The 14830-nt window shown below is 45.2% G+C and carries 8 protein-coding genes; 6 read left to right on the top strand and 2 right to left on the bottom strand.

Features of this window, described 5'->3' with window-relative positions:
• Nucleotides 1-48 precede the first annotated feature (48 nt).
• Both nlpI and RJ41_RS10890 read left to right on the top strand, forming a co-directional pair.
• Entirely contained in the window at nt 49-951 is a 903-nt protein-coding gene (nlpI, locus tag RJ41_RS10895) for a lipoprotein NlpI (protein ID WP_039220461.1), read from the top strand.
• A gap of 12 nt (nt 952-963) precedes the next feature.
• Nucleotides 964-2640: an SEL1-like repeat protein gene (locus tag RJ41_RS10890; RefSeq protein ID WP_039220455.1), complete on the top strand. Its 1677-nt coding sequence runs from the start codon at nt 964-966 to the stop codon at nt 2638-2640.
• A 35-nt stretch (nt 2641-2675) separates the two neighbouring features.
• Here RJ41_RS10890 and cysZ read toward each other — a convergent pair whose 3' ends face one another.
• The gene (gene cysZ, locus RJ41_RS10885; RefSeq protein WP_039220453.1) at nt 2676-3413 is read right to left on the bottom strand and encodes a sulfate transporter CysZ; all 738 of its coding nucleotides are present in this window, start codon (nt 3411-3413) and stop codon (nt 2676-2678) included.
• 262 nt (nt 3414-3675) lie between these two features.
• Between cysZ and smc the strand changes: the two genes are divergently transcribed.
• From smc to ligA, 3 genes are all read left to right on the top strand, one after another.
• Complete coding sequence (gene smc, locus RJ41_RS10880) at nt 3676-7209, top strand: chromosome segregation protein SMC (protein ID WP_039220451.1); 3534 nt, start codon at nt 3676-3678, stop codon at nt 7207-7209.
• Between the two features lie 20 nt (nt 7210-7229).
• Nucleotides 7230-8807, top strand: a complete 1578-nt coding sequence (zipA, locus tag RJ41_RS10875; protein ID WP_039220450.1) for a cell division protein ZipA — start codon at nt 7230-7232, stop codon at nt 8805-8807.
• Nucleotides 8808-9098: 291 nt separating this feature from the next.
• Entirely contained in the window at nt 9099-11135 is a 2037-nt protein-coding gene (gene ligA, locus RJ41_RS10870; protein ID WP_039220448.1) for an NAD-dependent DNA ligase LigA, read from the top strand.
• Nucleotides 11136-11359: 224 nt separating this feature from the next.
• Here the strand turns inward: ligA and RJ41_RS10865 are convergent, their stop codons facing one another.
• Nucleotides 11360-11887 (bottom strand): DUF2062 domain-containing protein, encoded by a 528-nt coding sequence (locus RJ41_RS10865; RefSeq protein WP_014949426.1) that lies wholly within the window; start codon nt 11885-11887, stop codon nt 11360-11362.
• A gap of 210 nt (nt 11888-12097) precedes the next feature.
• Between RJ41_RS10865 and RJ41_RS10860 the strand changes: the two genes are divergently transcribed.
• Entirely contained in the window at nt 12098-14692 is a 2595-nt protein-coding gene (locus RJ41_RS10860; protein ID WP_039220700.1) for a DNA internalization-related competence protein ComEC/Rec2, read from the top strand.
• Nucleotides 14693-14830 lie beyond the last annotated feature (138 nt).

Below are 14830 nucleotides of genomic sequence, written 5' to 3'. Positions count from 1 at the left end.
CTTAATACTCAGGCGGTTTTTTCTTTTTTTATAGAATGCTTTTTTACCATGTGCAGAAACGTTAGTCTCATCTTTTTTTCTCTATTCGCTGCTATTTTAACCGGTTGTGCGCAAACACCGCCTGTTTCAGAAAAGCCACAAATGGGAAACCTGCTTTTAGCTGAACCTGCGCCCATTAATCCTCGTTCTGAAATGGCTATTGCTCGATATAATCAGGTGCTTAGCAGCCCGGCACTTTCGGATGAAGACAAAGCCGAACTGCACTTTCAACGAGGCATGCTATATGACAGTGTGGGTCTTGCTGGCTTAGCGCAGTTTGACTACACCCAGGCAATCAACTTAAAGCCAGATCTGGCAGAAGCCTATAACTCTATGGGCATTCACTATATACAGCAGAGTGATTTTATTCAGGCTTACGATGCCTTTGACTCTACACTGGAAATTAATCCAGAGTACGATTTTGCGTTTTTAAATCGTGGTATTGCGCTTTATTACGGCGGTCGCGCAGAGCTTGCTACTAACGATCTAAACCGCTTTTTCGAGAAAGACGACAGCGACCCATTTCGTGCATTGTGGGCTTACTTTGCTCATCATGACGTGTCCGAACTCGAAGGGCAGAGATATTTAGCTTCTATTCGACCAACGCTGGATAACCAGCACTGGGCGACGGCGCTGGTAGATTTGTTTCTAGGCACCGTTAATGAAAACGATGTACTTAACTCGTTGTTAGACGGTGTGAAAAGCCAAAAAGCGTTAACAGATAGGTTGTGTGAAGCGTATTTTTACTTAGGTAAATTTCATAGCCAGCGCGGCAACAGCGGTATTGCATCAAACTACTTCAAGCTTGCATTAAGCACCAATGTATTCGATTACGTTGAACACCGCTACGCACGAATGGAACTTAACCGTTTGCGTGAACTAGCTAGCAGCGAACCGGTTAGCGAAGAGTAAGCAGCAAGCGTTATGCGAGGCTTATTTTTAGCAGTGTTCGCACTGCTCATTGTCGCGGGCGATAGCGGACGCTATGTACCGCAGCTAATTGCTAATGCAAGCAAGGTGCTTACGCCGGCAAGCCGAGTGTCAGGTAGCGACCCAACTGAAAAGGCGAGCTCTGCTTCAGAAGATACTGCTGACGGCATGGCACAGGTTAGCGGACAGGACAGCACAGAATCTTCTCCCGACGCTCAAACTTCGGATAATACCGAACGGTTCAATAATTCTGACTATCACCTTAAGCAAGATGCGCTGGCGCTACTTTGGTTAGCTGCAAAGCAGGGCAGTGAAAATGCACAGACACGCTTGCTCGGTGAATTTGAACGGGCGTATAACACAGGCTTCATTGCCACTGACTATATTGATGAAGCCACTGCAACCTATTTTCTAGAGAAGCTAGTGAATCTTGAAAATGCAGACGCTGCATGGCTGCTGTACCAAATATTAGGTGAAGAAGGTGCGTCACAGCGCTTTATGCGCTTAGCGGCGCTCGGCGAGGTTGCAGAAGCTCAGCTTGCGTTTGCAATGTCTACCGATTCGCCAGAAAAACGTGAGAAGTGGCTAGTACGCGCGGCTTCACAAAACTACGTACCCGCGCAGGCTGCATTGGCCGATTGGTATCTTCTACACGGGCAACAACAATTAGCGAAACCGCTGCTCGCAGCAACAGCGACCTTAGACATGCAAAGCGCATTTAAGTATGCTCGCCTTCTGTGGGACGAAGGTGAATTTTCTGAGGCTAAGCAGCATTTTAGCTTTGCCGCGAAGAAAGGGCATCTTCAAGCGGAAAAAGCCTTAGAGGCCATCAATCTCTACAAGCCGTATTCTGTAGAACAAGCATTAAAGCAGTCTCCTTCATTTGACTGGGAGAGTGAAGGGAATTGCCTTCAGCGTATACAGCCTTTCGCTACTAGTTTGGCTACAATCATGCGCGCTCACAGTCTTCATAACTCATTCAATAATGACAAGCGTCTGCAGAATCTTTCTATTTGCCTGGCCCCGCCCATTTGGCTTAAACCCGATGTAGTAAGTTGCGATCCTGATTATAAAAATGCTGGGATCTTAGGCTGTAGTATTACTCCTTTAGCGAGCATTGCGAAAAAGCAAAAATTCAGTCATGCAGTAGTAGTGGCAGAGCAGGGGAAAGCAAATGTTCAAAACGGCGTAATGTATTTAGACATTAGTGACGCTTATTCAGTGTTTGTTCACGAGCTAGCGCACTTCGCAGGCTTCGCTGACGAATATCCTATTGGCAAGGGCATGGCGAATAGGCTGTGCGATGAAGATGGAATAATTGATTTTGCACCACCAAATTTAATCGTAGACTCTGAGTATTGGTATGCTCCTCACGAAACGGTAAAAAATTGGCTAGAGATAGATCCCGCAACCATCATTGCTCGCGCTAAAACGTGCACCGTATTGGGGGAAAACAGCTATAAGCCCAGCCGCAGAATTACCTTTATGGAACATCACGATAGCGGCGTGATCCCGCCGTTATATTTGGTACTTTGGCAGCAGCAGCTGAAAAAACAAAATGCCCAGCGGCCCATTTCAATGAATTTCTTCCAGGCGTTCCACAATAGCGGCAACCAAAAAGAGGCCGCACACTGGTTAGCCGAATACGAAGCCTTTACTGGTGGCAAGTAACCGTAGTTTTCATCATTAAAACTATTCACTCGCCACTATTTGGCGAGTGTATCTTTAAGCTCTCTTACCCACATAGACGTTGCACCACAAATTGCTACTGGCATAACGATAAAGTTAACCACAGGAATAAGTGAGAATACATTCACCATCATACCGAAGGTCATTGCTTTCCCTTTGTGTTCGCCAAGGTGCAGGCGCATACGCGTAAAATCTATTTTGTGGTTGTCGTATGGGTAATCGCAGTACTGAATTGCCATCATCCAGGCATTAAATAAGAACCACAATATTTGCCCAATAATGGGCAGGAAAAAGAACAATAACAAAAAACCAATAGCGCGAGGTAAATACCAAACTAACTTGGTGAGTTCGCGGCCTACAGTTCTAGGAATGTCTTTAACTAAAGACATCACGCCTTCGTCACCTAAGTCTTGACCCGTTAAATGACGCTCAACCTTTTCTGATAGAACGCCATTAAACGGCGCTGCAATCCAGTTTGCGAGTGTACCAAAGATGAGTGCGAAAATGAGCAATACGCTGATGACTGCTAGGGGCCACAAGAAAAAGCTGATCGCTGTTTTGATCCAGCCTAACCATTCAGGTACAAGGTCAATCACATAAGCGATGCCCATTTCTATTTGGCCAAATAAGAAGTAAAAAGCCACAGAAAAAAGCACTAAGTTTATTGTTAGGGGTACAAAAACAAAACGCTTTAATCCTTTGGTTTTTATAAGCGAAAAGCCTTCAAAGAAATAATGTACACCGCCTGAACTCATTCGTACTCCTTCGCGTTTGAAACGCTGTGTTTGTTAACTATCTGTTCTATCATACGCGCTTGGCGTATTCTCTGCCTAACTCAGTGAAATGGTAATTGTTACAAGCTGTTAGATTTGGTAGAGTCGAAGCATAATAACAAAAGAATCTTCCGTGTGATTGCATCATTTCTACATCAACTGCTATTTCAGCCGACGGTTAGCTGGTTTCTGGCTAATATCAAGGCGATACCGCGTGCAGCTTTGTGTTTAAGAGGGATGATGTGTGAGGCTTAAAAAGATTAAGCTCGCGGGTTTCAAGTCCTTTGTTGAGCCAACTACTATTCCATTCCCAGGCGAAATGACCGCCATTGTAGGTCCTAACGGCTGCGGCAAGTCGAATGTCATTGATGCTGTACGTTGGGTTTTAGGTGAAAGTTCTGCCAAAAACTTACGCGGCGATGCAATGACCGACGTGATTTTTAATGGCTCTTCGTCTCGTAAGCCAGTGGGGCAATGTAGCGTTGAACTTGTTTTCGACAACAGTGCAGGGCGGATAGCAGGTGAATTTGCCAACTACAATGAGCTATCTGTTAAACGCTTAGTTACACGGGACGCCACTTCTACCTATTTTCTAAACGGCACTAAATGTCGCCGGCGTGATGTCACCGATCTGTTTTTAGGAACAGGGCTAGGCCCCCGGTCTTACGCCATCATTGAGCAAGGTATGATCTCGCGGCTTATTGAATCTAAGCCACAGGATTTGCGTGTATTCATAGAAGAAGCCGCGGGTATCTCAAAGTACAAAGAGCGCCGCAGAGAGACAGAAAACCGTATAAGGCACACGCAAGATAACCTTGAACGCTTGAATGATGTGCGCGATGAATTGGGCAAGCAGCTCGAAAAATTACAGCGTCAGGCTGCTGCGGCTACTCGATACAAAACGCTACGTGCACAAGCCAGAGAGCTAAAAGGCCAGTTAGCAGCCCTTCGTTTTCTGAAAAATAGTGAACATATTGAAGCGCTGCAAAAACAGCAGCAAGCACTCCAGTTAGAAGTTGACGACTTAGTGGCTCGACTACAGGGCGATGAAGCGGGGCTTGAGTCGTACAAAACCAAGCAGCTGGAAACAAAACAAACCATAGATGATCTTCAGCAGCAGCTGTTTACTACCAGTAACGCAATAACACGACTAGAGCAAAATGCGCTGCACGCAAAACAACGCAAAGGGCAGGTAGAGCAAGAGTTAGCACGAATTAGCGAGCAACACGGATTGCTTAACCACTCTATTGATGAGGCACAGGAAGCGCTTGCGGTATCAAACGAGGCGCTTGAAAACATTGAGCCTGAATTTGCCCTTAAGGAAGCAGAGTTAGAGCATGCCAAAGAGCGTTTTGAAGACGCTGAACAAGTGCTAAGAGAATTTAACGCACAAGCGCGAGCGCAAGAACAAACCTACAATCAACTTCGTCAGAATGTTCAGCAATGCCATAGCCAAATTCAGTCAACGATGAGCATGCAGTTACGCACTTCTCAGCGTATCAGCGAACTACAAGACGAGCTAAAACAGCTAGATGAAGAAGATTTTGCCAGTCAGATAACACTTTTAGAAGAGCAATGTAGCGAACTCGATTTTGACATTGATGAAGCTAAGCAATTACTTCAAGAGTCCAATCAAAAGGTGTCGCAGCAACAAGGCGAAGTCAACGCTATAGAAGCGAAGCGCCGTGATACCCAGGGCCAGTTACAAACTGCACTGTCCACAAAAGCTGCGCTAGAAGCGCTTCAACAAGATGCCTCAAATAATGAAGACGTAACGTTAGACGGAATAGAAAAGCTGTGGCAGCAGTTTAGCTCTAACCAAACTCTTGCACCTTGCGTAGAGGCGATTTTACAACAAGCAAAAGACCCCGTTGTTGCCAAAAGCCATGACATACAGGCACTGCTTCAAAACCACGCTTATTTGCCAAGTGGCATTAAAGTGTTTACCGATAAAGCGTTTGTAAGCACTGCCAGAGTTGGTTCATTAGCCCACGCTCTATTAACTGAATCTAGCACTAATGAATCGTCAACACAGCGTGTTCCCGCATTTTTTAATGACATTTACCTTTGTAGCAACGATGACGAACTTGCGGCAACGATTGAAAGGGCTTTTAACAAAGAAGATGAACCTGAACCTGAAGCTATAGCCAAGGAGTTTACTAGCGTAGTTTCGCCTTCAGGGTTGTGGGCAAGTTCACAGTGGGTAGTGAAACCTGGCGAAGTAAGCGACGGTGCTTTGCAGCGGGCGAATAAAATTAAGGCGCTGGTAGACAGCATTGAAGAAACTGAAAGCCTTATAGATGAAATTGAGCATTCATTAGAGCGAGCCAAACAGGCACTTGAACAGAGCGAAGCGCAAAAACAGGATATTCAGAGCGCCTTGGGTGAAAAAGAAAACCAGCGCGCACAGATTAAAAATCAACTTTCTTTGCTTGAAATGCAGCAAGAGCAGCAGTCTACACGTACTGCCAAACTTAATGACGAATTAGCAAAGCAAGAGTTAATGTTAGCGAAAGAAGAAGAGCAACTAGCCCAACTTTCGGAAAAATTAGAGCTTCAAGAGGCACAAATTCTTGAACACGAAGTACACATTGACGATGTGAACGCTAAGCGTGATGCAAATGAGCGAACTGCGTCAGAATTGCGCGCGTTAGTTGATACATTAACATCGCAAAATCATGAGCTTGCACTTAAGAAGCAACAACTAGAGAACCATCAGAATTTATATAGCCAACAGGTTACACGTAACCTTCAGCAGCGTGAAGAGTACATAAAAAACAAAGAAAGATTACAAGAAGAACTTACACAGCTTACGTCTCCTGAAGAAATTCAAGAAGCAGAGCTTCAGTCGTTGTTAGAAAATAAAGCGGAATTAGAACAGCTGAAAAGTGCTAAGCAAAGTAGTCTTGAAGATATAGAGCAGTGGTTGCGAGAAGCCGAAAAAGGTCATCAAGCTTTAGGTAAAGACATTCAAACGCGACAAACAAACATCGATAAACTTAATATCGATATTGAAGGCTACCGGGTACGTGCGAATACGATTTTAGAACAGCTTGATGAAACGCAACAGTCGCTGAAGAGCATTCTAGAAACCTTACCTGAAGATGCCGAAGAAAAACGCTGGCAAGAAGACCTTGAAAAAACGCAGGCTAATTTGCAGCGTTTAGGGGCTGTGAACTTAGCTGCGGTTGAAGAATATGAAACCCAGTCGGAAAGAAAGTCACATTTAGATACACAGCACAATGACCTTACTGAAGCCTTGGAAACGCTACAATCGGCCATTCGGAAAATTGATAAAGAAACCCGCTCGCGCTTTTCTACCACCTTTGAACAGGTTAATGAAGACCTTAAAACGTTATTTCCTAAAGTGTTTGGGGGCGGCACGGCTTACCTAGCGCTTACCGATGACGATTTGTTAGAGACAGGGGTGACGATAATGGCTCGCCCCCCCGGTAAGAAAAATAGTACGATTCACCTCTTAAGCGGTGGAGAAAAAGCATTAACCGCTTTATCATTGGTGTTTGCTATTTTTAGATTAAATCCGGCACCGTTTTGTTTGCTGGATGAAGTAGATGCACCATTGGATGATGCAAATGTAGGGCGCTTTTGTAACTTAGTGTCAGAAATGTCACAAACAGTGCAGTTTATTTATATCACCCACAATAAAATAGCGATGGAAATGGCCAGTCACCTAACCGGTGTTACCATGGCGGAACCGGGAGTTTCGCGCATGGTGGCGGTAGATGTGGACGAGGCTGTAGCCTTCGCAGAAGCATAACAAAGGGCGAAAGAAATTAAATGGAAGATCAATTACGTCTATTTTTACTCCTTGGAGGCACGGTTTTTATCATCGCAGTGCTTGCCCATGGTATTTGGAAAATTCGTAAAAACAGTAAGCCTTCAGAAAAAGAGCGCTTAGAGCCCCGTCAGTGGCAAGATGATGACAACGATTTCGAGTCCGACGAGCAAGAAGGGTTTGACGAGCTGGGCATTGGTGCGGTGCGCGTGGTTAGCAAATCACAAAACCAAGAGCGTGAGGCTGCAAGCAACGTATCGACGAATACGGCAAAAAGCCCTGCGCATCACGATATCAATGAAAAACATGCTTACAGCAGCGAAGAAGCTGATGACGACGATAGCTTGTCTCAACATGCCACGTCAAAAGAGCACGGTGATGGAAAAGAGGGCGCACACGGTGAGCATGCGGGTAAACGCTCAAGCAGCGTTGGTAATTCCGCTATGCCGTCTGACGGGAAAGAAGAAGCTGAGAAAGCACCAAAGCTCTATGGCTCTGTGGTTACGAATCCGAAGCCACACATGAAAGGGCAAACTCGTCCCGATGGCGCATCAACAAAAGGTGCCAACAGAGGTGACGAAAACCTTGCCGCGTTCCCTGAGCCTCCAGGCTTCTTACTTCGTGAAGGCGAAGAGCAAGAGGAAGCGTCTTTAGCGTCGCATGCTCAGCGTGAAGAAAGCGAACAACCAAATTCTCCAAGTGATCAAGAGAGAGCGGATAACGCGCAATCGCATGACCCAATTCAGAGTCAGGCGGGCGGTCATCAAGAAAGAGGGCGTGCAGAGTCAGTTCGTCCTGCACAGAAGTTTTATATCGACCCAACGCTGGAGGAAGAGCCTGAAACAGTGCAGCCGCCGGCTAAAAACGAAAGAGAAGTTGCTGATTTTAGTTTAGATGCACCCGAAGAGTCTGTTTCATCCAGCGATGTTCATGAAGAAAATGAACAGCCGCGCCGTTTTGCACGTAACAAACGAAGCAAAACGCCAGTGAGAAGACGTGAAGAGCCGAATTTTGGTGACGATCAAATGCGTATTGATTTTGACACCAGTGAAGCAGCTAGCGCTGATTTTGGCGATGAAAGCTTTAGTGCTAATGAGTCAGGTAATGATGGTGCTGGAAGTACACCAAAGACCGCTAAGTCGTCGATTGAACCTGAGGTTTTAGTATTAAATGTAAGAACGCCAGAAGGCGAGCCCATTTCAGGCGCTGCACTATTACCTATGTTATTAACATTAGGGTTTAAATTTGGCGATCAAGACATCTTCCACCGCCACGTAAACTCAAATGGCAAAGGGCCAGTGTTGTTTAGCCTTGCTAACATGTTTAAGCCTGGGGTTTTCGATATTGATAACCTAGAGAACTTTGAAACCCAGGGTATTTCACTGTTTATGATATTGCCTATTGAGGGTGACCCTCATCAAGTGTTTAACATGATGCACAATGCAGCCCGCAAATTGGCAGATGAGTTCGGCGCACAAGTACTTGATGGGCGCCGAAGCGTATTAACGAAGCAGGGCTTACAGCAATACGTCGAGAAAATTCGTGAGTTCGAGCGCAAGCGCATGATTGCGCGCAGCTAGCGTTAATTTTTCACTTGCGCCTCAATCTTGTGGATTATTCATGTAGGTGCAACAACAAAAAAGGACTTGGCTCATACCCAGGTCCTTTTCTGTTGATTAGGGTCTATTGATCTTTGATGTATAACAAGGGCTAGCAAGCCATAGCATTGTAGCGTGGCTGTACGTTTCACAACCTGACTGAAATAGATCAGATTTTTGCAGCCCATTTGGAACATACAGCGGCTTGGGCGAATAGGCCTTGGCAACGAATTGTAATACTTTTAACTATTTAAACGGCGTGACAACAACTCCATGTCAGATTCTTTAGAACAAGCAAAGCAACAAATAGCAACACTTCGCAACACACTTAATGAGTACAACTATCAGTACTATGTGATGGATGACCCTTCGGTTCCTGATGCAGTATATGATAGAGATATGCAGGCGCTTATTGCGCTAGAAAAACAATATCCTACGCTTCAAAGCCCGAATTCTCCCAGTCAAAAAGTAGGGGGCGCAGCGTTGTCGGCCTTTGAACAAGTTATCCATGATGTTCCTATGCTGTCGCTGGATAACGCCTTTGATGAAGAATCACTGCTTGCCTTCGAAAAACGTTTAAAAGACAGACTAAAAGATTCGGCAACGTTAGATTTTAGCTGCGAACCCAAGCTAGATGGTTTAGCGGTAAGTATTCTGTATGAAAATGGCGAATTAGTGCGTGCTGCCACCCGTGGTGACGGCCAGGTAGGCGAGAATATCACGGCTAACGTGCGTACCATTTCTAATGTGCCGTTAACGCTTCGTGGTGAGCATTACCCTGAGCGCGTAGAAGTGCGCGGTGAAGTGTTTATGCCTCGTGAGGGCTTTGCAAAACTCAACGAACATCAAAAAGAAACGGGTGGTAAGGTTTTTGCGAACCCTCGTAATGCTGCGGCTGGCAGTTTACGACAGTTAGACTCTAAAATTACGGCCAAGCGCCCGCTGATGTTTTATGCTTATTCGCTAGGCGTAGTGCAACCTGAAAATTTTGAATTACCCACAACACACAGCGAGCGCCTTAAGCAGTTGGGTAATTGGGGGCTGCCGCTGTGCCCTGATATCGACACCGCCGAGGGCGGTAAAGGCTGCTTGGCGTACTACAACCACATTTTGGAAAAGCGCGATAGTTTGCCGTATGACATTGACGGCGTTGTGTTTAAGGTCAACCGTATTGATCTGCAAAATGCCCTTGGATTTGTGGCTCGAGCGCCTCGCTGGGCAATTGCGCAGAAGTTTCCTGCGCAAGAAGAAGTAACTAAGCTACTTGACGTTGAGTTTCAGGTAGGAAGGACTGGTGCGATCACGCCGGTTGCCCGCTTAGAGCCCGTGTTTGTAGGCGGAGTTACAGTATCTAATGCTACTCTTCACAATCAGGACGAAATTTCCAGATTAGGTGTTAAAGTTGGCGACACCGTGGTAATCCGCCGTGCGGGTGACGTTATTCCTCAGGTCGTGTCTGTGGTAGAAGCTAACCGCACAGGTAGCGAAACTGACATTAGCTTCCCAAGCCAATGCCCGGTTTGTGACTCGCAGGTTGAAAAACTAGAAGATGAAGCGGTTGCCCGTTGCACCGGTGGGTTAATTTGTGCAGCACAACGCAAGCAGGCGCTTAAGCATTTTGCTTCGCGTAAAGCATTCGATATTGATGGTCTGGGCGACAAGTTAGTCGATCAGTTAGTTGACGCTGATCTTGTGCACAGTCCCGCCGACTTTTTCACGCTTTCGTTAGGCGATGTTGTTGGGCTAGAGCGCATGGCTGAAAAGTCTGCCAGTAAGCTACTGGCATCGCTTGAAGCTTCAAAGCAAACCACGCTTGCCAAGTTCCTATACGCATTGGGGATCCGTGAGGTTGGCGAAGCTACTGCGGCAAACTTGGCTGCGCACTTCGAAACCTTGGAGGCTATTCGCGAGGCGTCGCTTGAAGCACTGGTTGAAGTCCAAGACGTAGGTGAAGTGGTGGCTACCCACATTTTCAATTTCTTCAACGAGTCACACAATACCGATGTTATTGATGCGCTGTTAAAAGAAGGAATTAACTGGCCTGCTATTGAAAAGCCAGATTCGGATAACTTGCCTCTTGAAGGCAAAACGTGCGTTATTACAGGCACGCTCAGCGAAATGGGACGTTCTGATGCGAAAGCCCGTTTGCAGTTACTTGGTGCAAAAGTGGCAGGTTCCGTAAGTAAGAACACTGACTTCCTTGTAGCAGGTGAAAAAGCGGGTTCCAAGCTAACCAAAGCACAAGAGCTAGATGTTGAGGTATGGGACGAAGCTGCGCTTATCGCTTTTTTATCAGAGCATGAAAAGTAGCCTGTTTGGCTTAAATTCAATAAGAGCGCTCGGCGTAGTGGTTTTCTTGAATAGATTAACGCCGAACTCATATTGATTGTTACCAATAAAAAACGCCACTTCTATGAAGTGGCGTTTTTTGTAATTCTTGCTCTGTCTTTTACGGCGTACTTTGTACTGAACGTTGTAAGGGGCTTGAGAAAAGGTAAATATTTCTACAAACCCTCAAGTGTAGGGCTCTCACGCTAGTGGGCTTCTTGATTCCGCATTTGTCTGCGTCTTTCCCAGGCTTTTTTCACTTGAAAGCGCCAAACCCAGTTTAAAGAGAAATAACCCGCTAGTCCAAACACAACCGAGCAAATTCCACACCCGACTAGAAATGCAGGGCCGATGGTATTAATGCTTTCTACAACCCACTGCCAACTAAACTGAAATTCAAAATGCTCAGGCTTGGTCCCAAGTACAGTAGTACCAACCTTGTAAGCCCCATAGAATATAGGCGGGATAGTAAATGGGTTAGTCACCCAAACAGTTGCAACAGATAAGGGCAGGTTTGCGCGAAATGGAATAGCTAAACCGGCAGAAAGCCACATTTGAAACGGTACCGGCCAAAACGCGAAAAATAAACCTATGCCAAATGCACCAGATGCAGAACGACGGTTTAAGTGCCAAAGATTAGGCTCGTGCAATACGCTACCAAAAATTTTTAAAGCTTTGTTTTGCTTAATGCTTTGGTGATCTGGCAAAAAACGTCGGATAAATTTCTTAGGCATAAATATCAATGCATCTCGAAAATAAAATCAAAAAAGACAGAAAAAATAACAGTAAACGGAATTGCGCAACATGAATTTGCACCACCCACATTCACTCACTGTCAATTGCTACGTGAAAACATGGTCAATCGTATCACAATTTGCTTAAGCTGTTTTTGCGCCAGCGCAATAAGTGCAGTTTTCTGGCAAAAACTTCCAAGTACTCACAGCATGGCATTGATGATTGCCATTTTAATTACATCTGTGACTATCATTATATTCATTTCGACGACAAAACCCGCTGAACATCATGTATTTCCAGAGGAGCTGCTATGTTGGGCAGTGAGCGGACTGCTGTCTGGAGTACTTTGGGTGGCGAGTGTAGGGCATTTTTACTACGCTTGGCAACTGCCCCAAGGGAAAATTCAACAAGATGTCACAATTTCAGGTAGAGTTTTGTCGGGGGGATGTGTCTTCGGCACAGCTAGGGTACCGGAAGCGACTTATCAGTATGTTGTCGCTATTGAGTCTGTCGACCGTGAAAGCACAGCGACATTTCTAGACGACGGTATACTTTCCCCCTTGCCTAAGCGTGTTTTAACTAGCACGTTTAATTTCAAAGCTCGTCTTACTCACCAACGTTATGAATTCCCAAATGATCGAAAAAGCGAAAGCTTAGACAATAAGAAAATCGCATATGCTCAACAGGGGACTATAGGCGTGCGGCCTCAATCAGCTTCTCCGTCTCAGGTGAAATTAAATTGTTTGCACAACGGCGATACCTTCACCGCAATTGTAAAACTTAAACCTGCATACGGTACGGCTAATCCTGTTGGAGCTAGCCGACAACAGCAGTTGGTTAGCCAATTTATTCATGCAACTGGCTATATCAAGTCGATAGAGCACGATAAAACAAAGCATAATCACTCAGTGCGTTATGAACTTGCTACAACATTGCAGAAGCTAGACCTTGTTCATGAAAAATGGTGGCGCGCATTGCTGCTAGGGGATAAAACGGGCTTTACGTTGGGTGATTGGACGCTGTTACAACGCACCGGCACTGGGCACATGTTTAGTATATCAGGCATGCATCTATCACTTATCGCTGGGGTCTGCTTATTGTTTTTTAACCCCGTTATATTTTTACTCACGCATGTTACAGGCCTATTAGGCAGAGCGAAATATTGGTTAGTACGTTCAGCCTCCATCAACTATCCGGCAACAGGTCGAAAGAACAGAGAGCAGCAAACAAGTAAGATGTTTCAAACCAGCGCGCCAATTAGAGCCTCTGTGCTTTGTGTGCTTGTCGCTGCTTGTTTTTGTTACGCGTTGCTTAGTGGAAGCGCATTGCCGGTTGTGCGTGCGCTGATACTGGTAACTATGGGGAGCGTGCTGTCTCTTTCTCGACATGCATGGCGGCCAGTAAATGTTGCGCTCACAATGCTTACTTTGAGCTTGTTGCTGTTTCCTCTCTCTATATTAAGCGCTAGCTTTTACTTGAGCATAGGGGCTGTACTGTGCATTTGGTTTTTAGTTGTTGTTTGGGGGCTACAGCGAGCACCATGGTATGTGTCTTTGTTTAAACTACAAGTAGCACTTACCGTAATAATGATGCCCCTAACCCTAATATGGTTTGGTAGCGCCAGTTTTGTTGCAGTTGTTACCAACTTAATCGCCTTGCCTGTCATATCGTTACTTTTACCTATTTGTTTAATTTCGTTGTTAGTCCTTCATTTTGCTGAGTTGCCTTTCGCACAACAAGTTACGGGCATGCTTATGCATTACAGTGATGTGTGTTTAGGGTATTTGTTATCGCTTTTGAACGTTCTTAGTCAGTTTTCTGGGAGCGCTATCAATTTTTACGTAAGTAGTGGTGCGGCACTTTGTCTAATTGTCGCTTTTTTTATTTTTCTTTTGCCAACATGGCGGTACAAAGTTATCAGCGTAGCGATTCTCTTACTTCCATCGCTAAGCATTTTTCAAAAGTGGTTACCTACCAATGAATCGACATGGGCGCTACATGTGTTTGATGCGGGCCAGGCCAGTGCTATAGCAGTGACTGCGGGAGGTCGGGCTATGATTATTGATTCTGGCGCTCAATTTAATGGCAATGCTCACACTGCATTAAAACACCTGTTACCTTTTTTAGAAAGCAAGCATATTTCAAATATAGATGTTGTAGTTCATACGCATAGTGACAACGATCATGCAGGTGGCGCATTAGCCATAAAACAACACGCCTTAGCTAGAAAAGCCACTTTCTACACGCCAACATTAGGTTGTGAGCGAGGAAAGCGTATACGCTGGCAGAACTTAACAATCAATTTTCTATGGCCGCCAAATGGCAACAAAGAAGACAACAATGCCATGTCGTGTGTGGTTAAAATAACAAGCGACTCTAGTAGCGTGTTAATTCCTGGTGACATTGAGAAAACAAGCGAGTACGCGTTGATAACCCATGAAATCAAGGATGGTTTTTCAGAGAACGCTTCAATGGATCCTTTACCGAGCTCTACAAATCTAAGTGCCGACATTCTTATTGCGCCGCATCACGGAAGCAAAACGTCGTCTACCAATATTTTTATAGAACACGTTGCACCAAAAGCTGTGATCTTTACGCAAGGTTATGAGAATAGATGGCAGTTTCCTGCTTATGTTGTGGCTAAACGTTACGAGCGTTTGGGCGTAACGCAATATTTAACAAGCTATCACGGATATATAAGCGCAACCTTCGATAAGGACACTTTCCATATAGATTCCCAACGTGGGACTTTGAATAAACGCTGGTATTTACCAGGCATAGCACCGCGACACCTCAAAGACTAAGTAATATCGTCAAAATTCCAAAAATATTACCTTGTAACGAAACGAAGATGTGCACGAATACCTTTAAATAGATAAGAAGTGGCCACACATTACTCAGTTAGTTGGCAGACTAACCAATTTTGCCGCTATATTAGTGAA

The organism is Alteromonas marina (assembly GCF_000808575.1).
GTDB classification, from domain to species: domain Bacteria; phylum Pseudomonadota; class Gammaproteobacteria; order Enterobacterales; family Alteromonadaceae; genus Alteromonas; species Alteromonas marina_A.
This window is presented reverse-complemented; position numbering and strand designations above follow the sequence as displayed.